Annotated in this window: 16 protein-coding genes; 3 read left to right on the top strand and 13 right to left on the bottom strand. The window is 41.1% G+C overall.

Annotated features, from left to right (window positions below; all coding sequences use genetic code 11):
- Nucleotides 1-41: 41 nt before the first annotated feature.
- The 9 genes from accD to C2869_RS13805 all read right to left on the bottom strand — a co-directional run bounded on the left by accD (nt 42) and on the right by C2869_RS13805 (nt 14,051).
- The gene (gene accD / locus C2869_RS13850; RefSeq protein WP_108603502.1) at nt 42-908 is read right to left on the bottom strand and encodes an acetyl-CoA carboxylase, carboxyltransferase subunit beta; all 867 of its coding nucleotides are present in this window, start codon (nt 906-908) and stop codon (nt 42-44) included.
- Between the two features lie 187 nt (nt 909-1,095).
- Entirely contained in the window at nt 1,096-1,890 is a 795-nt protein-coding gene (truA, locus tag C2869_RS13845) for a tRNA pseudouridine(38-40) synthase TruA (protein WP_108603501.1), read from the bottom strand.
- Between the two features lie 61 nt (nt 1,891-1,951).
- Nucleotides 1,952-2,647, bottom strand: a complete 696-nt coding sequence (locus C2869_RS22685; RefSeq protein WP_199915570.1) for a FimV/HubP family polar landmark protein — start codon at nt 2,645-2,647, stop codon at nt 1,952-1,954.
- Nucleotides 2,648-2,684: 37 nt separating this feature from the next.
- Nucleotides 2,685-7,610, bottom strand: coding sequence for a FimV/HubP family polar landmark protein (locus C2869_RS22680; protein WP_199915569.1), 4,926 nt, complete (start codon nt 7,608-7,610; stop codon nt 2,685-2,687).
- A gap of 248 nt (nt 7,611-7,858) precedes the next feature.
- Nucleotides 7,859-8,617 carry a 3-deoxy-manno-octulosonate cytidylyltransferase gene (gene kdsB, locus C2869_RS13825; protein ID WP_108603500.1) on the bottom strand — a complete coding sequence of 253 codons (759 nt, stop codon included), beginning with the start codon at nt 8,615-8,617 and terminating at the stop codon, nt 7,859-7,861.
- A gap of 1 nt (nt 8,618) precedes the next feature.
- Nucleotides 8,619-8,807 carry a Trm112 family protein gene (locus tag C2869_RS13820; protein WP_108603499.1) on the bottom strand — a complete coding sequence of 63 codons (189 nt, stop codon included), beginning with the start codon at nt 8,805-8,807 and terminating at the stop codon, nt 8,619-8,621.
- Nucleotides 8,797-9,804, bottom strand: coding sequence for a tetraacyldisaccharide 4'-kinase (gene lpxK, locus C2869_RS13815; protein ID WP_159084174.1), 1,008 nt, complete (start codon nt 9,802-9,804; stop codon nt 8,797-8,799). The genes C2869_RS13820 and lpxK overlap by 11 nt, the downstream gene beginning before the upstream one ends.
- Nucleotides 9,805-9,820: 16 nt before the next feature.
- Nucleotides 9,821-11,575, bottom strand: a complete 1,755-nt coding sequence (gene msbA, locus C2869_RS13810; protein ID WP_108603497.1) for a lipid A export permease/ATP-binding protein MsbA — start codon at nt 11,573-11,575, stop codon at nt 9,821-9,823.
- A gap of 130 nt (nt 11,576-11,705) precedes the next feature.
- Nucleotides 11,706-14,051 carry a DNA internalization-related competence protein ComEC/Rec2 gene (locus C2869_RS13805; protein ID WP_228710667.1) on the bottom strand — a complete coding sequence of 782 codons (2,346 nt, stop codon included), beginning with the start codon at nt 14,049-14,051 and terminating at the stop codon, nt 11,706-11,708.
- A gap of 75 nt (nt 14,052-14,126) precedes the next feature.
- On the opposite strand from C2869_RS13805, the gene C2869_RS13800 reads away from it, so the two are divergent.
- Nucleotides 14,127-14,648 carry a DUF2062 domain-containing protein gene (locus C2869_RS13800; protein WP_108603495.1) on the top strand — a complete coding sequence of 174 codons (522 nt, stop codon included), beginning with the start codon at nt 14,127-14,129 and terminating at the stop codon, nt 14,646-14,648.
- 5 nt (nt 14,649-14,653) lie between these two features.
- Here the strand turns inward: C2869_RS13800 and C2869_RS13795 are convergent, their stop codons facing one another.
- From C2869_RS13795 to C2869_RS13780, 4 genes are all read right to left on the bottom strand, one after another.
- Complete coding sequence (locus tag C2869_RS13795) at nt 14,654-15,598, bottom strand: AraC family transcriptional regulator (protein WP_108603494.1); 945 nt, start codon at nt 15,596-15,598, stop codon at nt 14,654-14,656.
- Nucleotides 15,599-15,758: 160 nt separating this feature from the next.
- On the bottom strand, nt 15,759-17,003 hold the full coding sequence (gene lolE / locus C2869_RS13790) for a lipoprotein-releasing ABC transporter permease subunit LolE (RefSeq protein WP_108603493.1): 1,245 nt from the start codon (nt 17,001-17,003) through the stop codon (nt 15,759-15,761).
- Nucleotides 16,996-17,718 carry a lipoprotein-releasing ABC transporter ATP-binding protein LolD gene (gene lolD, locus C2869_RS13785; protein WP_108603492.1) on the bottom strand — a complete coding sequence of 241 codons (723 nt, stop codon included), beginning with the start codon at nt 17,716-17,718 and terminating at the stop codon, nt 16,996-16,998. Before lolD ends, lolE begins: the two co-directional genes overlap by 8 nt.
- A gap of 10 nt (nt 17,719-17,728) precedes the next feature.
- A complete protein-coding gene (locus tag C2869_RS13780; RefSeq protein ID WP_108603491.1) occupies nt 17,729-18,973 on the bottom strand; it encodes a lipoprotein-releasing ABC transporter permease subunit in 1,245 nt (414 codons plus the stop codon).
- Between the two features lie 92 nt (nt 18,974-19,065).
- Between C2869_RS13780 and C2869_RS13775 the strand changes: the two genes are divergently transcribed.
- Both C2869_RS13775 and C2869_RS13770 read left to right on the top strand, forming a co-directional pair.
- Entirely contained in the window at nt 19,066-19,674 is a 609-nt protein-coding gene (locus tag C2869_RS13775) for a PilZ domain-containing protein (protein WP_108603490.1), read from the top strand.
- Nucleotides 19,675-19,909: 235 nt separating this feature from the next.
- The gene (locus C2869_RS13770) at nt 19,910-20,959 is read left to right on the top strand and encodes an agmatine deiminase family protein (protein WP_108603489.1); all 1,050 of its coding nucleotides are present in this window, start codon (nt 19,910-19,912) and stop codon (nt 20,957-20,959) included.

The following is a 20,959-nucleotide window of genomic DNA, read 5'->3' as shown; positions in this document are numbered from 1 at the left end:
CTAGCAAAGTCACTAAAAATTAGGGATAAGCCCATAAATAATTAATATTGTTCTACCGAAGGTAAGTTCATCAGTTTGCTTAATACGCTTGCTAACTTATGACGCATTTCGCGACGGTCAACAATCATATCTATTGCACCTTTTTGCAATAAGAACTCACTGCGTTGAAAACCTTCTGGTAATTTTTCACGTACCGTCTGCTCAATAACACGAGGGCCAGCAAAACCAATTAATGCTTTAGGTTCGGCAACATTCACGTCGCCTAACATAGCTAAACTTGCTGATACACCGCCCATTGTCGGATCGGTTAATACTGAAATGTAAGGTAAACCTTTTTCACTCATTTTAGCTAACGCCGCACTGGTTTTAGCCATTTGCATAAGAGAGAACAAGGCTTCTTGCATACGCGCACCGCCACTTGCTGAAAAACAAATCAAAGGTAGATTTTCTTTTAAACACACCTCTGCTGCTTTTACAAACTTAGCACCAACCACTGACGCCATTGAACCACCCATAAAGGAGAATTCAAATGAACAGGCCACAACAGGTACACCTTTAACTTGACCACGCATAACAACTAACGCGTCTTTCTCGTCAGTTGATTTTTGAGCTGCGGTGATACGGTCTTTATATTTTTTTGAATCTTTAAATTTAAGTGCATCTTGCGGTTCAAGCTCAGCCGCTATTTCGGTTCTGTTTTCAGTGTCCAAAAAGCTTTCTAAACGCTTACGAGCACCAATACGCATGTGGTGACCACATTTAGGACAAACATTTAAGTTTTGCTCTAATTCAGCGTTATAAATAATGGCATTACAATCAGAACACTTAGCCCAAACACCTTCAGGCACATTCGCTTTTTTCTGAGCGCTGACATTGGTTTTAGGCAGAATTTTTTCAATCCAACTCATGGGTGATCTCTAACACAAATACAAGGAAATAACGGGGTTCTAATCTGTCTATATAATAATTAAGATGCCCCACGCAAAATTGTCGCTAATTAAAGCATAAAGCTCAGCAAATATTAACCTCAACTGGTCTAAACTGTAAAAATTCTATCTTATCTGTTTACTTTTTAACCTCACTTGGTTTCAAGCACTAATTATCAGCAAAAAATAAAGGACCCATTGGCACTTGAGGAATATTTAATTCATCCGGATAAAATACACGGACTAAATATAACCCATTGGGTTTAGCGGTAGCCGCCGCCAGTGTACGATCTTTACCCGCTAATAATTCACTAATCCAAGAGACTGGTTTTTCCGCACAGCCAATCACCAATAATGCCCCTACAATATTACGAACCATATGGTGTAAAAATGCATTAGCCTGTATATCAACTACAAGGTAATCACCATAGCGATTTACCCAACAATGGCTAACATGACGAAATGGTGTTTTAGATTCACAACTAGAAGAACGAAAGGCTGAAAAATCTTGCTCACCTAAAAATAATTGAGCCGCTTGATGCATTAAATGATGATCCAGCGGTTCATAAAACTGAGTCAAACCACTACGCAGTATCGCAGGTCGTTCGCGGCGATTGTAAATTATGTATCGATAACGTCGTGCTGTGGCACTGTATCTAGCATCAAAGTCAGGCGAAACGGGTTTTGCCCACTTTATCGCGATGTCATCCGGCAAATTGGAATTGGCACCCAATACCCAAGATTTCTCTAAACGCTCTACGGGAGAATCAAAATGAACAACCTGCCCTGTAGCATGAACACCAGCATCGGTACGCCCTGCACAAGTTAATTCCAATTGACTATTTGCAACGAGTGATAAAGCCTGCTCGACTTTATGCTCAACGCCTATAACCCCTGGCGTATATTGCTTTTGCCAACCAGAATAATTTGCACCATTGTATTCAATACCAACTGCGTAGCGCATAGAAAACCTTTAAGGGATGAAAATTGGCGGCTAGTATAAGACTCGCCGCCTGAAGTGCAACTTATTCGTCGATTTCTAACTGATCAAGTAACTTTGTTGCTTCGTCTCGCTGATTGGCGTCACCTTTTGCTATCACTTTTTCAAGCGCGGTAATAGCCCCATCAACATCATTTATTTCAATGTAAGCTCGCGCTAAATCAAGTTGTGATGTCATGCCTGACTCATTACCAAGATCAACATCAATTAATTCAATATTTTCTTTTTGAATAAATTCCTCTAACCCGACATCCATATCAGCAGGCTGATAAGGTTCGGCGTCAAGCTCCGCATCTTCACTTTCAGCCAATAATTCCTCGATATCAATCAGCTCTTCACCGTCTTCCAATGCTAACTCAGAACTTAATTCATCTTCTTCAACAATTAAGTCGTCTTCAGCAATATTCTCAGCGGCTAATAACGAATCTAAATCAAGGCTGGTTGTCGGTAATTCATCCTCTGGTGCTAATTCTGTATTGTCCGGCGCTTCTAATGAACCTAATAGTTCATCAAAATTAATGTTTTCTAGCTCTTCAAGCTCCTGCAACTCATCAGAAGTTAAATCTTCGTCTGCAACTGCATTATCTTGTGTAATAGTCGCATCTACTCCGCCGAGTAGTGTATCTATGGTATCAAGATCCGCATCGCTGGCACTGTCATGTACATCAGCATCGAGATCAAATGCTTGTGCTTCAACTTCACTTTCAGCATCAGCTAACAATGCGTCTAGCTCATTAAATTCTTCTAGTATTGCATCATCAAACTCTGGCTCTGGCTCTAGCTCTGGCTCTGGCTCTGGCTCTGGCTCTGGCTCTGGCTCTGGCTCTGGCTCTGGCTCTGGCTCTGGCTCTGGCTCTGGCTCTGGCTCTGGCTCTGGCTCTGGCTCTGGCTCTGGCTCTGGCTCTGGCTCTGGCTCTGGCTCTGGCTCTGGCTCTGGCTCTGGCTCTGGCTCTGGCTCTGGCTCTGGCTCTGGCTCTGGCTCTGGGCTCTGGCTCTGGCTCTGGCTCTGGCTCTGGCTCTGGCTCTGGCAAATCAGCTAAATCAATCGTCGGTTCAACATCAAGCTCAATGTCATCAAAATCTAAACTATCGGCAAGAGCGTCTTCCTCATCGATATCAGACAGCTCGATAGTCATATCGTCGTCTAGTTCGATATCATCAAAATCAATATCGTCAAGTTCATCGTCTTGTTGTTCAACTACATCAACATCGAGTTCGGGTATATCCGTATCACTTTCGAAGCTATCTTCCAGCAACTCAACATTCGCATCGTCAACTGCAAGTGATGGTTCAGCCTCTTGCACTGTTGTTGCGGATGTTTCTAATGCTTCAATTGGCTCTAGTGATTCAGTCGCTGATGATAATGCCGAATCCAACTCATCATCAGGTTCTGATAATGTTTCTAGATCAATTGTTTTAAGACTGCTTAGATCATCATCACTATTTGAATCGTCAGTTAGTTCGTTTTCTAAATCTAGATCTTCTATATCGAGATCTTCTAAATCTAAGTCTTCTAGCGCTAAATCATCTAATTCTGAAACGTCTTGTTGTTCAACAACATCAATCTCAGGTAAATCTGTATCGCTCTCAAAGCTATCATCCAGTAGCTCGACATTCTCGTCATCCGCACGGCCTGTTACCTGTGTTTCTTCTGATTCTAATACCTCTGTAGGCTTTAGTGATTCAGTCGCTGATGACAATTCTGATAATGCTGAATCTAACTCGTCATCAGGTTCTGATAATGTTTCTAGATCAAATGTTTCAAGACTGCTTAGATCATTATCACTGCTTGAATCGTCAGTAAGTCCATTTTCTAAATCTGGATCTTCTAAATCTAGGGCTTCTGAGTCGAGGTCTTCTAAATCTTCCAGCTCTATATCATCTAGCTCTGAAACAGCTAGTTGTTCAACAGCATCAACATCAAGCTCAGGTAAATCTGTATCACTCTCAAAACCATCATCCAGTAACTCGACATTCTCGTCATCCGCATCATCCGCTTCGCCCATTACTGGTGCTTGTTCTGATTCTAATACCTCTGTAGGCTCTAGTGACTCAGTATCGGATGACAATTCTGATAATGCCGAATCTAACTCATCATCAGGTTCTGATAATGTTTCTAGATCAATGTCGCCTTCCAGTTCAACATCTAGTCCAGACACAATATCAACGTCAGAAATTAATGTATCAGCGCTGGAATCATCTTCAGGTATATCTGATAATTCTATTAGTTCGTCGATAAGATCGACGTCTGTTGATAACGTTTCTGCTGATTCTAAGTTCTCGCTTAACTGATCCTCAAAACTATCAAAATTACTCAGCTCAGCATCAGAAATACTGCCTATATCATCACTATCGAGTAGGTCTTCTGCATCTGAAATATTACCAATATCGCCATTTTCTGGTACGTCTTCAGTATCTGGAATACTGCCAATATCAACATTTTCGGGTAAGTCGTCAGCATCTGGAATACTGCCAATATCAACATTTTCGGGTAAGTCGTCAGCATCTGATAACTCAATTTCGCCTTCATCTAGTAGCGACTCAAGATCATCTAATTGTGCTGTAATTGTCTCATCATCAGCGTTAGCTAGCGTTAAATCATCGATGCTTTCTTTGCTGTATTCTTCGCTGTATTTTTCATTAACGTCTTCGATACTTTCATCGACAATTGGCTTATCATCGATATCTGTATTTGTACTTGCAGAAGGCGTTGTATTACTTTCTGCAAAAAAGCTTTCTAGCAGCTCACCTAAATAAGCCTCATCTAATTCTGGTCGTTCTGGCTCTGGCTCTGGCTCTGGCTCTGGCTCTGGCTCTGGCTCTGGCTCTGGCTCGGCAGGTTCTAATTCAATCCCTAAATCGGCAAGCAAAGCATCTTCATCTATTGCTTCTGCTTCTGCTTCTGCTTCTGCTTCTGCTTCTGCTTCTGCTTCTGCTTCTGCTTCTGCTTCTGCTTCTGCTTCTGCTTCTGCTTCTGCTTCTGCTTCTGCTTCTGCTTCTGCTTCTGCTTCTGCTTCTGCTTCTGCTTCTGCTTCTGCTTCTGCTTCTAGGCTAGTATCTTCAATTTCTGGCTTTTCGGGCAAGTCAAGATTATCAACTAATGACTGGTCATTAGCGATATCATCTAACTCAACTTGACCTTCAGGCTTTGGGCTAGAGCCCATTTCCTCTTCTTTAGCATCTTCTTCTAATAAAGCAGATAAATCGTCTAAATCATCAATCGCTTCACTTTCATCATCGTCAAGATCAAGTAAAGAAGACAACTCATCTTCACTATCCGTTGAGTTTTCGTCTAGTAAAACATCAAGATCGATATCTGTATCTAGCTCGTTTTCATCATCTAAATTGCCATCAAGCTCAGTTGCCAACAAATCTTCTTCATCTGTTGCTTCTTGGGTATTCTCAGCTAATAAGGCGTCGATATCATCAATATCAAAGTCAGAATCTTCGCTACCATCGGTGTCGGTTTCAGCGGCAACGGTTTGTGATTCATCAACTGGAGCTTGCTCTTTGGCAAGCAGATCATCAATATCAAAATTATCATCTTGTGCATCATCAGTACTGCTAGATTGCTCATCTAATAACGCGTCAATATCGTTGATATCAAAGTCATCTGCGACATTACCCAAATCGTTTTGTTCAGAATCGGCTTGCTCATCGGTGCTGGCAATTATTGCGTCAATGTCGTCAAGATCAGCATCAATATCAACATCCGCACCGAGTTCAGGTTCAGCATCTGGTTTTTGTTGCGCTTCTTGTTCAAGCAAAGCATCTATATCGTCAACATCAAAATCGTCTGCATCTTCAGTTAACGCCGCTTGCTCATCCAGTAAAGCGTCGATATCGTCAGGTTCAAGATCATCTGGCGTATCAGCCAGTTCTGAACTTGCTTGCTCGTCAAGTAATGCATCAATGTCATTAATATCAAAGTCATCTTGTTCTGCACTGTCTTGACTAGCAGGCTCTTCTTCAGTTAACCCAGCCCCTTCATCAAGTAATGCGTCGATATCAAAATCATCGTCTGCCACTTCGCTGTCAGTATCTGAGCCCTCAGCAACAGCAGCTTTTGGTAGGTCTTGTTCTTCTTCTAAGAAATCACCAAGATCAATGTCATCATCAACACCGTCTTCGTCAATAAGTTGGTTATCACCAGAAAGCTCTTCATCAAGTAAAGCATCAAGATCATCTTGATCTAAATCGCCACTGCCTGCACCGTCATCGTCTGCACCTTCCAGTAAATCTTCGACTGAATCGTCATCACCCGATAACAATGCATCAATATCATCTTGTCCAACGATAGAATCAAGATCATCATCATCGTCGTCACTTAAATCGTTTCCACTAAGCAGTTCATCTAGCTCATCTTGCGACAATTCTTGTGGAGAGCTTTCGTCTTCTCCAGCACTATCTAATAACGCATCAATATCATCATCGGCTACATCTTCTGAGCCTGAGTCGAGTAAGTCATCAATATCGGATTGATCGATCAAGCTATCATCGTCTTCATCCAGTGCTTCATCAGGTACACTCAGCAGATCGTCGTCATCTTCTTCATAAACCAGAATGTCGTCTAAATCGTCATCGAGTGAATCGGTCAGTAAATCATCATCGTCATCGTCTAACTGAATTGTGTCTTCATCTGGTACTAATTGATCATCAAGCTCATCCCCTAACAGCAAATCATCGTCACTGGTTTGCATATCCGACAAGTCTAAATCCGGCTCTTCCATCACTGGTGCTTCTGTAGCCGGTTTGTTATCAAATATAGGCTCTTCTTCTTTTGGTTTTTTCTTACGGAAAACAAACCAAGCAATCAAACCTAATACTAACCCACCTGGAATAGTCGCTGCTAAAGCGATATAGAGAGGATTCGAGCTAATAGTTGCCATTAGTGAATTAAGCGGATTGTTTGCGGCTTCTTCTTGCTCTATACGTTCCTTGGCAACTTCTTCATCTTTGCGTTCGACAAGCTCGGAAATTTGTTGACGCATTTCACTATCAGGGCTGAGCTCCTGTTTAAGGCTTCTCACTTCTTCATCAACTGATGCTAAACGGTTACGCAACCTTTCGTTTTCTTGCATCAATAATTGGGTGTTCTCAATCGATGCCGCATATTGCTCGCGCATCATTTGATAGGTTTTTAATTGCTCTTCACGCAAAGACTGAATTTCATTTTCCAGTTTTTTCTTCGCGGCTTCGACATCTGCTTGTTTAGCATTCGTTTGGCGTTTTCTTTCCGCAGGTGACGCTTTTGCTGCCTGAATACGGCGGTTTTTCTCCGCCCATATTTCATCGTCTAAATCGGATTTATTGCGCGCCGCAGTGCGATTAACCTTACGCATTGCCGACGTGGTGGGAATATCGAGAATAGAACCCGTACGAATATGATTTAGGTTGTTCTCTAAAAAGGCATTTGGGTTAGCTTGATAAATAGCTACCATCACTTGATAAGTGGATACACTGGTATCTGGCCGCACTTTTTCTGCTATCCGCCATAAGGTATCGGTAGCTAATACAGGGCCATAGGTTTTTCCACTTAAACCATTATCGGTTGCTTTGTCGCCACGAATACGCATACCTTCTGCATGAGCATCCGCAACAAAGAAATTACCAGTAGAAATGAATGGCGAATTGATCACTGTCACTAATGTACAGAAAACCAAAATTCGTCTTATCAAGCGCATGTTTTGAATCCTGAAACTGACGCGTTATTATCCTAACTTCGTCAAATGTTTGTCATGAAAGCGGTCTTTATTTACCTAAATGAATAAAATACGCCTTCAATCACCTAATTATTGCTCTTTTCGATGGTTAAGCAAACACCGTTCCAGCTCGTACTATACCCAATTTATATAAAGATGCTATAAATCAAGCAGGACCGAACTTATCGTCAAAAATGGTAGTTTTTTCAACGCTGATAGTCAAAGACCCTTTAAATGTAACCTTTATTGATTGCATTAACTAAATCTTGCGGTGTATCTATACCCGGCGGCGGTGTCTCATGGGCAATATCGACATGAATGGCTTCACCGTACCACAATACGCGTAATTGCTCTAAACTCTCTATTTGTTCCAATGCACTAGGCTGCCAACTAACATATTGCTTAACAAAGCCAGCGCGATAGGCATAAATACCTAAATGACGTAAATAATAGTCACCGATTTCTTGAGGCGCATCATTATTTAAAAATCGACTACGATCGTATGGGATCGTTGCTCGGCTAAAATATAGAGCCAGCCCATCCTTATTAGTTAACACTTTAACTGCATTCGGATTAAAAGCTTCTTCTACGTCATCTATTTTTACAGCTAAGGTTGCCATATTAATTTGTGGGCGTGCCACTAAATTTTCAGCAACTTGAGCCACGATTGCCGCGGGAATAAAAGGTTCATCCCCTTGTACATTAACGATAACCTGATCTTGCGCAATTGCCATTTTGTCAATGACTTCTGCAATACGCTCGGTGCCTGACTCGTGAGTGGCTGCTGTCATACACACTTGTCCACCAAACTGCTTAACTACATCTGCGATACGTGCATCATCAGTTGCAACCACTATTTGTTCAGCATTCGTTGTTTGACACTTTTCATAAACCCGCTGGATCATAGGTTTACCGTTAATGTCGGCTAATGGTTTTCCTGGAAAACGAGTCGAGCCATAGCGAGCTGGAATAACAATGCTATAACCCATACTATTTTTCCTTTTCTTCTAGCGAAAGTTGGCGGGCTTCACTTTCAATTAACACGGGAATGCCATCTAAAACCGGATAAGCCAAATTAACAGCTTTACTGACTAACTCATTTTTATCAGCATCGTATTCCAATTTACCTTTGCAAACTGGACAAGCTAATATTTCTAATAATTTTTTATCAAATGTCATATTTGGTTTTTAATTCAGTTAATTGGTTAATTAAATTGTTCTTAAATATGGGGTTAACCTTAGCTTCAATCGGCAGAAACCAAAAGTGTTGTTTGGCAAAATGACGACATTTTACTGCATCTTTTTCGGTCATAATAACAGGGCGTTGATGCGTAAAATGAAAATCAGCTTCTGTAAACTGGTGATGATCGATAAATTCCTTGCTATCGCCAATTTGAATGTCGCACTGTGCCAGGCTATTGTAGAACCGTTGAGGGTTACCGATAGCGCAAACCGCATTACACGACGCTGATTTATCATAAGATAATTCAGGTTCCAACATATTACGAGGTTCATCAGCAGAAATCATTAGCGCTTGGCTACGTTGCTCTTCAAGTAAGCAATCTTCTGGCAAATTAGCACCACAGTTATACAATACAAACTTTGTACTGCTCAAGCGCCATTTCCCCTCGCGTAAAGGCCCAGCCGGTAATAACCAACCATTTCCTAAACCTCGTTTAGCGTCGAGTAGAATAATTTCAATGTCGCGTTGTAATGCATAATGTTGCAATCCATCATCACTGATCACAACATTACAGCCTAAGGCTTTTGCTGTTTTAGCAGCGTCAATCCGCTTGGGTGCAATGACAACAGGCACTTGGCAATTTTCAGCCAACAGTTTAGGTTCATCACCCACTAACTGAGCCGCGTCATTATTTTTAACAACATGCGGATAGGCAGACAAAGTATTACCATATCCTCGGGTGACAATAGCGGGCTTATAACCCGCTTGTTTTAGCTGTTCAACTAGCCAAATAGTGAATGGCGTTTTGCCTGTGCCGCCAACGCTGATATTACCCACGACAATCACAGGAATTTGAGGATGATAAGATTGCTTGACGCCTAATTTAAATAGCAAGCGTCTTATACTTGATAGCAAGTAAAACAAGCCACTCAGTGGTAATAACAACCAAGCTATTTTATGTCCTTGATACCATGCTTTTTCAATCAGCGTCATGATCGCGTTTCGTAAACTAGTTATCGCCGCTAAATTGCATATCGTATAAAAGTCGGTATTGGCCATTCATAGCCAATAACTCTTGATGAGAGCCCTGCTCAACCACACGACCTTCATCGATAACCGCAATGATATCCGCGTTTTCTATTGTCGACAGGCGATGGGCAATCACGATGGCTGTTCTATCTATACGCAACTTATCCAACTCTTCTTGAATATGTCGCTCTGATTCGGTATCTAAAGCTGATGTCGCTTCATCTAAAATCAATATTGGCGCATTACGCAAAATTGCCCGAGCAATCGCGATACGTTGCCTTTGACCTCCGGATAACATGACACCGTTTTCACCGATTTCAGTATCTAAACCGTTCGGCATACGCTCAGTAAATTCAATAACATGCGCAGCTTTAGCCGCTGCAACAATTTGCTCTCGGGTAACTGCACTGCCACTACCATAGGCAATATTGTTGGCGATTGAGTCATTAAACAAAGTGACACTTTGCGAAACAAATGCAAACTGTTTACGCAAAGATTCAAGTGTTAAAGCTTCAACCGGAATATCATCTATCGTTATTTCACCCGATTGCTTGTTATAAAAGCGTGTAACCAGATTAGAGATAGTCGATTTACCACTACCTGATTTACCCACTAAGGCAACGGTTTGCCCGGGTTTAATCTCAAGGCTAACTTGATTTAACGCCGGTTTTTCTTTGCCTTGATAAGTAAAGGTTACATTATCAAATTTAATTTTACCTTTAGCTCTTTCAATCACTTGCGTGCCGGTATCTTCTTCTGAGTGTGTATCTAACACCGCAAATATACTGGCACAAGCCGCTAACCCTCGTTGAAACTCACTGTTTACTGTGGTCAACTGCTTAAGTGGCCTTAGCATCATCATCATGAAAGTCAGCACGGTAGTAAAAGTACCTGTGCTAAATGACTCAAGAAATTCAGGATCGCTGGCAATTAACAAAACGGTAGCCAACGCAAAAGAGGCGATAATTTGAATAACTGCTACGCTGGCGACACGCGTGGATACCAACTTAATTTGTTGCTGACGACTTTGGGTATTCACTTTGGCAAATTTCTTTGCTTCGATTTCTTGTCCGCCATGAGTAATGACTATTTTGTGACTATTTAGCATTTGCTCTGTCGTGGTCGTCACACCGCCTATCGCAGTTTGGATCCGTTTACTAACTTCTCTAAAGCGTTTACTAACAAAGCTAACAATAACGCCAACAATAGGTCCTAAAATTAAAAAGACTAAAGAGAGTTGCCAACTCAAGTAAAATATATAACCCAACAGACCTAAAACAAACGCGCCTTCTCGTACTAATATTGATAATGCACGACTTGAAGCCTGATTAACTTGCTCGGTATCGTAGGTGATCTTGGATATAAGCTCACCGGTTGAATGTTTGTCATGAAAAGACACAGGCAAGCTAATTAAATGTTCAAACGTTTGTTGGCGCATTTTAGCAACGGTTTGAGCCCCCACCCAAGCGAGGGCGTAGGTACTTATAAAGTTTGCGATGCCTCGGAGCAAAAATATGACGGGGATGGCTAACCCCATTTGAAATAAAAGTTGGTGATTTTTTTGGGTTAAACCTTCATCAATAAAGGTTTCTATATTCGATAAAAAAAATACATCAATTGCCGCATAGGCCAACATACCTATAACGGCGATAGCAAAAACCAATCGATAGGAATTTAGGTATCCGAGAAGGCGAAGGAAGTCACTGCGAGTTCTATCAGTTGCGGGGAGCGTCATGCAATAATTATCAGATCACTATTTAATTCTGCCCGTATTCTAAAACCAAAAGTTTCGAGTTGCACAGATAAATTGCCAATTAATGAAAATATAAGAGAAAAAGCCTGTTAATGGTGAAAAATCACACAAGTTAATCAGCCGATAAATTTAAATCCTTATGTATTGAACGAGCCCACCACGGGGTATACCAATTATCAATGTGTTTATTGATGGCCAGTTTTTCTTGTTCTATCGAGATGGTTATCTGACCATGGCGTGCCGTATCCCATAATTGACCACTTCTCAGTAAACGTTCAACAACCCCTTCATTGGGATGGTTAAATCTATTATAAGCACCTCGACTCACAAACCAATGCTGAGCTTGTACATGTTCAACAAAGAGTGGCGTCGACGACGTTGCGCTACCATGATGCGCGACTATGCTAAGGTCAATGCTGCGTAACTCATTGGCGTATTTATTAATCAACCTTTGTTCAACATGAGACTCAATATCGCCTGTTAGCAATATCTTGTGATGAGGTGTCGACATTAAAATCACACAAGATAAATTATTATCTTTTATTTTCTCTTTACCATGATAAGTGTTAGCCACCCAATCCAATGGCGGATGTAACACCTGCCACGTTAAATTTAACCAGTTAAAAGTTTGCCCTTCTACACAAGTCGTGCTTTCGGGGGTAAAAACGCTGGCTTTAGGATAATTTTTTTGCACATGTTTTAACCCACCGGCATGATCATTATCGTCATGACTAATAACAATGGATTGCAGATTAAAGCCTTGCGTTATTAAATAAGGTTTTACTGCAACCTCAAACAAATTAAATCCTGGATAGTTTGCCCCCGTATCATACAAAACAGCTTGATTTCCTTGGCTAAAAACAAGGCTAAGCCCCTGACCGACATCCATAATATCCACTTGCCAACGCGGTGCTGGCACAGGTACTAAGATCACAAGACCTGACAATAACAACGAAAGTTGTTTTACTTTTATTTGTAACGGCAACAAGCAAACAATAAGTGTTAAAGCAAAAATTAACCAAACACCTAAGTTATCTGACAGCGCCGGTTGCCACTGCAAATCACTAAAACTAACTAATACCCACCACAAAGGTTGCATACACGCATTAGCTAAAGTTAATAAAAAAGTCGCTAATGGCGTAAATAGCGTCATACAAACTTCTGCCGCCAAAGTTAACGGAATAACCGTTAATGACATCCAAGGTATCGCAATAAAATTGGCTAACACACTAACCGGTGAGCTGATTTCTAGGGTTAGCCATTGAATGGGCAACAAAGCCAAAGAAAGTACAATTTGTAACTTTACAAAGTCCCAAAAATAACACCGAGCTTTTTGCCATAAACTGGAGGTAGGTGAGAGATCTTTTGCGGACAAGTTAAATACGTGAACCGCAAATAAAATAATCGCCACCGCACTGAAAGATAACCAGAAACCTAAAGACAGTGGCGCTAGCGGATCAACGAGTAATACACAATTCAATGCTAATAAAAATCGAGTTAAATTAGCCATGCGTTTTGCCATTAAATAACACGCAATAAAAACAGACAACATAATCATCGCGCGTACCGTGGCAATATTACTGCCTGAATACCAAGTAAAAAAAGCCGTCCCAAGCCAAGCAACATAAATAGCCAGTTGGTTAATGTTATGCTGCCTAAACCATAATGGACGCCGCTGAATAGTACTTTGGGCTAAAACACCTATCGCTACACCTAATTTAAACAGCAGTTTAAACACCAACCACAACCATGAAAAAATTAATCCTAAATGTAAGCCGGATATAGCCATAAGATGGGCAGTACCCGTGCTTTGCATCACTTGCCAATCACCCGGTTTTACTAATTGTCGATCGCCGGTAGCTAAGGCAAACAACACGCCGCCAAAGGCATAAGGCTCCACGTTGTTTTTGGATATTTGCTGACGCGTATAGCGCCAACTGGGCTGAGAAATATGCTGTATAACCTTTTTAATATAGCCTGTCGCTTGAATGCGATTAGCGACTAACCAGCGTTGATAATCAAACCCTGCTTTATTGTGCAAGCCATTAACAGGTTTTAATCGAGCGATGAACTCAAGTTTGTCGCCAACAGCCAATACACGAGGTGGCGATAAATTTTGACTATATCCTTGATACCAAGACAAGCGAACTTTAGCTGATACCGCTTGTCCATTGATAGATGAAGTGACCACATTGAGTGAATAACGGTCAGCACCTTTGGTGCTAACGGCGGTTATTTTAGCTACAATATGCTGATCCTTAGGGATCATGTGCGAGTTAACTTGCCAGCTTAGGTAAGAATTTGCAAAAATAGCGCACCATATAAAACCCAGTGCGCAACAAGCAAAACTTTTGATCGTTTTTGAGCCGTAGATTATCAAAGATAACAGGCTAACCGTTACGCAAATAACAAGAATGTAATACGGGAACTGTATAACAGGTGCGATATTTGCCAGCATGCACCCTAATGCAAAAAAGATTAAGCACCTATCCATAGTCGCTTAGTAGTTCCTTTACTCAGGTTAATTTAAAGAATGCCAAAAAAGACAATAAAAAAATTTATGCCTGATCATGACACGATCAGAAACAATAAATCATTAAAAATATTTGGGCCATTATTAAATAGTCCAAATTTGTGGTGCTTAAATCGTCGTTCTATTGCCGGTGCATTTGCTTTAGGTTTATTTAACGCCTTTATCCCAGTACCTTTTCAAATGTGGTTATCAGCGCTCGGGGCCATTATATTTAGAGTGAATTTACCCCTGTCAGTCGCGCTAGTATGGATAACCAATCCTTTTACCATGCCACCCATCTTCTATTTTTGCTATCTTGTTGGTGAATGGGTTATGGGTCCATCGGGACACAAGTTTGCCTTTGAAATGAGCTGGGATTGGCTAGCGCAAAGTGTTTCAACTATTGGCCCGACATTTTTAGTCGGCTGTTTAGTCTGCTCTGTCGTTGCATCTTGTGTTGGCTATATCACCATTAACGTCTTGTGGCGTCACAGCGTCAGAAAACATTGGCAAACTCGACATCAAAAGCCAAAAGCCGCATAAATCATTTAAATAGTCTTTTCTGCGGTTTGCTTAGGTAACTCACCAAATAGTTGGTAGTAATCTTTAGCAAATCGCCCCGTATTGACTACCCCATAGCCTCTAATGACTCTTTGAGCTTGACTCACTGGGTTAGTTAATAATGCCTGACGAATTAAATGCATACGTCGAATAGTAAGATAACGTTTCGGCGATATGTGTAATATGCTCTTAAATGCATACTCTAACGTTCTCAAACTACAAAAACACACTTCTGCTAATCGCGGGATAGCAATAAAAAAGTCCCCCGTGCTATCAACATAATCTATTGCTCTTTGCACTATAGTATGGCGAGAGTTTTGCTTAATAACTTGCTTACGCCAAGCCCACGCATTTAAGCTAGCAGCTAAGGTTAGCAAGATGCTTTCTTCGGCGTCCTTAATCGCAATAGGATTATTTTGTAGCTGCTGGGCATGCTTGACAATTGAATCGATTTGCTCGATTAAACTAACCCGACCGAGTTTAAACTGTTCAGATGTGACATCGGCTTCTCTTAATACGGCTGTATCAGCCATTAATCTTTGAAAGCTGATGTCATCTAAATAATCGGCTAACACTGACGCTTGCACTGATAAAAATCGACCTTTGTAATCTTGTGGATAGCGCACAATAAGATCTTCACCTTTGGTGAAAGCGATTAAGCGATCATGGGTCATTTGGGCACCATTAACCACTATTTGCACATGGCTATCAGGAAAAACCATATACAGGTCATCCGGTTTTAACGTCGCAAAATGAATAGTTTCAGCAACCACAGTACGCTGACCCAAACTCATTCGGGGAAGGTTGAGACCTTTATGCTGGTTAAAAAAACGGCCAGAGGTAATTTGATATGCGACTAAGTCAAAAACTCGATGAGTTTCGATGTACTCTTCAATTGTTTCAAATGACTTGTCAAACAGCTCTATTTGCAAACGACTTCCTGCTCTACGGTTAGCTTACGCTCAGGATGTTAGCAAATGTCCCCGTACATTTTTCGCAATATTCCCCGTATCATAGTCGCTATAGCATCTCGCGATACATTAATTCGCTAAATATGAACAAATAAGCAGCAAAAATGGCCAAATATTCTATTTACTGGCCACCTAGCACCCCCGCAGGATCGACTTTAGTGGCACGATAAGCCGGATAGATAGTCGAGAATAAAGACAAGAGTAATGCTGCACCTGCAGTAACAGCAACATCCGCAACCACTAGCTGCGAAGGTAAAAAATCAACAAAGTACACATCGGCGGCCAAAAATTGAACGCCTAATAAACTCTCAATAGATCGGAGTAAAGGTGTTAAATAAAGTGCGCCAAGACAGCCTAAAATAGTACCAAAGACAACCCCAAGAATACCGTTATAGGCCCCTTGCAGCATAAAAATACGAATGATAGTTGAGTTGTGGGTACCCATCGTTTTCAATATGGCAATATCACCGGCTTTTTCATTCACCGCCATCACCAAGGTTGATACAATATTGAAGCAAGCGACCGCAATAACCAAAATCAGTATGATATACATGACTTGTCTAACTAACAGAATATCGTTGTATAAATGACCGTACTCATGTGTCCAATTGCCAATGTAAACATAAACCGGTAATTGAAAGCCGATTTGCCTAGCAATGGATGGGGCATCAAATACCTCATTTATTTTAAGGCGAAGTCCTTGCACACCTTGTTGCCAACCTGATTCTTTGGCGGCAACAGGCAAAGACACATATCCCATCGAGTAATCTAATTGCCCACCTAACTTGAACGAACCGAGCAGCTCTAGCCTAACCAAGTTAGGCGCTGTTAGTTTTAACGACTCATTTTGTTTAGGAATTAAAAACTCAACCTTATCTCCGACCGTTAAGCCTAATTCTTCAACGAGCCCCGCACCTAATATGATACCTTCGCCTTGATTAAATCGAGATTGTGTTTGTGCATCCACATAACTCGATAAATCACTGACTTGCTGTTCTAGTTGCCAGTCAATCCCTCTGACTTGCAAAGGCTTTAAATGCTTACCTTTTTGCAATAAGCCATTAATTTTTATGAAAGGCGCTACCGCTATCACCTGCTCATTATTTTTTATATCTGCCGCTAATGATTGCCAGTCTTTTATTCCCTCTAACTCTACAGCTGTAAATTCAATATGCGAAACAACCGACAACAATCTATTTTTTAGCTCTCGTTCAAAACCGTTCATAGCTGACAACACTATGATCAGAACAGCACACCCCAGCATGATACCGATAATAGAAGAAGCAGAAATAAAACGAATAAATCGATTTTGCGTCGTGGCTCGTGCATATCGCCATCCAACAAATAAGCTAAAGAAATTAGCCATTTACCGACTCCAAAATGGTGTGTAATTTGCCGTCGCTCAATTTAAGTTGTCTATCCATTCGAGCCGCAAGTTCTAGATCATGGGTAACAAAAACAAAAGCAGTATCAAACTGTTCGCGGATCTCTTGGATCAAAGCAAAAATGCTTTGTGCATTGGCATGATCTAAATTACCAGTCGGCTCATCTGCCAATACTAACTTTGGTTGATTAATCAATGCTCGCGCAATCGCAACACGCTGGCGCTCACCTCCCGATAATGCTGAAGGTCGATGGTCGATACGATGGCCTAAGCCAACTCGCTTTAATAACTCAGAAGCTTGTTCAAAAGCCGCTTCTTTACTTTGCCCCGAAATTAAACGAGGCATAGCCACATTCTCAATTGCACTAAACTCAGCTAACAAATGATGAAACTGATAAATAAACCCCAAATTCTGATTTCGAAAGTCCGCTTGTTTGTTGTCAGAAAGCTGATGGATATTTTGTCCCATGTAAATCACATCACCTGAACTGGGTTTGTCCAACGCCCCCATAATATGTAACAAGGTGCTTTTGCCCGAGCCTGAACTACCGACAATGGCTAAATGCTCTGCGGCATAAACATCCAATTCTAAATCGTCAATGACATTAACTTGATTGCTGCCATCGTGATAAGTCTTGCAAATATGACGGCAAGACAAAATAGCTTGATGATTATTGGTTTGGTGTAACTCTGTCATGATAATTCCGTTATTCGTAACGCAAAATGTCGGCAGGCTGAGTATGCGCCGCGCGATAAGAAGGATAAATTGTCGCTAAAAAGCTCATCAGCACTGATGCGATGGCTATGATAATAACTTGAGAAACCTGTATGTCGACGGGTAAACCGCTCGCCGAATAACCAGGAGCGGCGAGTAAACCACCGCCAAATAAAGTTAATATACTGTTTAAGTTAGCCGCGGCCAATACACCTAAAATTGTCCCTAGCACACCACCAAAGCAACCTTTATATAAGCCTTGCAATATAAAGATGAGTTGAATTTTATTTGACGCCAGCCCCATGGTTTTTAGCATAGCTATTTCGCCCTGCTTTTCACTGACCACCATCACCAGCGCAGATACAATATTAAAAGCAGCAACCGCAATAATCAGACATAACATTAGCCACATCATATTTTTTTCCATTCTCACTGCGTCAAATAACTTACCTTGAGATTGGCGCCAATCTAAACTCTGCCAATTTGGAAAACGCTGCGCTAAATAATCAACAACCGATTTATACTGAAAAGCATCAGACAAGTACACTCTGCCACTTTGTACGTCTTGTTTATGATGGCCCAACATGCGAGCAACATCGGTATAGTTAACTAAGGCGATATGAGCATCAACATCGGACCCCACGTCAAATATACCGGCAACCGTAAATTTGCGCTGTACGGGCAATCGCCCCATAGGCGTATATCGGGTTCGCTCAACCAGCATTAAACGAACTTGCTCGCCTACGCCAACTGACAATTGACTCGCTAACTGACGACCAATAATTACCTGATAAGATTTAGGTGTTAGCTTTTCTAACTGACCCGTTTGCATCGCATCGTTTATAACAGAGTAGCGCTTTTCTATGATAGGGTTGATCCCTTGAACCATAATAGCCCGCATATCTGTCGGTGATTGCACCATGCCTTGGGTTTGAATAAATGGTGTAACGCCAACAACAGGCGATAGGTTTAATAATGCAGACTCAATGGCTGAAAAATCTTGATCCGTATCGGTCTGCTCAGCATTATTAGTTAAGACAATATGTGGCACTACGCCTAATACGCGTTTTTTTAATTCACTCTCAAAGCCATTCATTACCGACACAACAATAATGAGTGCCATTACGCCTAAAGTGATACCAGCGATGGAAAAAAAAGTGATAAACGAGATAAATGAGTTGCGCTGTTTAGAACGGCTATACCGACTCGCTATAAATAAACTGAGCGAATTGAACATAAAATGATTGTGAAACAAAATTCTGAGGCTATAGTTCGTGTACGCAGCCTATTGGTTATTTGTAGATAATTCAACAAAAGATCGACATAACAATGACATTAGAAGAAAAGCAGGCACTATTTAACGATTATTTCTCACTAAATCATGCGGTTAAACTCAACATTCACCCTTTTTCAATCGGCGACCGCATTCCCGATTTAAACGAATTCATCGAAGAAATGCCAGCCCCTTTCCGCCTCGCGTCAGAAATTAGCTCAATTGATGCATCAGCAGTTAGGCAATTACGTAGTTTAAGTCACCAAGCCAGTGAAATTGCCAACTTTTTAAATCTACAATCCAAAAAGATTGATTTAATCATGTCTTATATCATGCAGATGGAAGACGAAGAAGAGTACCGCTATTTCAGTAGTCAATTTGGTGCTGGCGGCATTGTGCTTAATTTACCCTGTCATACTCTAGTAGTAGGTCAAGTTGCTCGCTTAAAATTATTTTTAACCGAAGAGTCAACTGCGGTTTACTGCTATGGTGAAGTCATAGAAGTCACTCGTATTGACGATGAGACAGACAGCTATAAATTGGTTTACAATCAAATACGTGAAAGCGATAGAGAAATCCTAATTAGAAGTGCGTTGCATTTACAAAGTAAGCATTTACGCAAACTGTCTGAGCAAAGACAAGAGCAGCAAACAAAAGAGTCCTAAGCTTGCCAATTGATTTAGTATTAACCCCATTAAAGTAAACGGTAATCAATCCAGTGTTTTAATAATTTACCGAACTTCTACCTGTAAAGTACTCATTTATGTTGATAAGCGCCGTTCTTTCTTGTTGAATATAAACGATTTATCTGCGCCCTGAGTGTGAGCAAAACACTAAAAAGTACACAAAGCTTAGTCAGCCATTTAACAATTCAAATAGAGCAAAATAAAAGAATCCCCTATGAGCAAACGCTTTTATCTACCACCGGAATGGCATGCACAAGATGCCGTTATGCTAACTTGGCCTCACCAAGATACAGATTGGGCCATTAGATTAGTCGAAGTTGAGCCTGTGTTTATCAACATAGTGCATGCTATATCAAACAAGCAAAAAGTGGTTATCGTTTGCCATGACGCCAAATTACAGCAAGATGTAAAAGCTAAACTAGAGCAAGCCAATATAAACTTGCAGGCAATTATTTGGGTGATTCAAGCCAGCAATGATACATGGGCGCGAGATCATGGCCCAATAACCACATGCCAAGGAAATAACATAGAGGCACTAAACTACACATTTAATGGTTGGGGTAATAAGTACCCAAGCCAGTACGATAACCTTATCAATGATGGTTTATTTGCCACTTGTCAGGTTGAACATCACAAAACCACCGAGTGGGTATTGGAAGGTGGGGCGATTGATATAGACGAGCAAGGTCATTTACTCACAACTGAAGCTTGCCTACTCAACCAAAATCGCAATCCGAATTTAAACCAATCACAAATTGAAGATAAGTTAGGCAAAGAGTTAGGCGCTAGAAAAATATTATGGTTGCAATCGGGCGCGTTAGAAGGCGACGATACCGATTCACATATAGACACTTTAGCTCGTTTCGCACCGGGACAAATCATCGTTTATCAAGGCTGCCAAGATGAAACAGACTCGCATTTCACTGAACTCAATGCGATGAAACAACAACTAGAAGCCTTTACCACAGTCGACGGACTACCTTTTATTTTGTTTGAATTACCTTGGCCAGACGCCCAATTTAACAAACAAGGTGAACGATTACCGGCCACTTATGCTAACTTTTTAGTGATCAATCAAGCTGTCTTAGTCCCCATTTACGGTGTTGCCCAAGACAAAAAAGCATTAATTGTGATACAAATGGCTTTTCCAGATCATGAAATTATTCCAATTGACTGCCGCCCTATTATCGAACAATTCGGCAGTCTACACTGTTTAACAATGCAATTACCTAAAGGGTTTCTTGCTAATATACCGAGAGGTTAA

The sequence above is a fragment of the Saccharobesus litoralis genome, assembly GCF_003063625.1.
GTDB classification, from domain to species: domain Bacteria; phylum Pseudomonadota; class Gammaproteobacteria; order Enterobacterales; family Alteromonadaceae; genus Saccharobesus; species Saccharobesus litoralis.
This window is presented reverse-complemented; position numbering and strand designations above follow the sequence as displayed.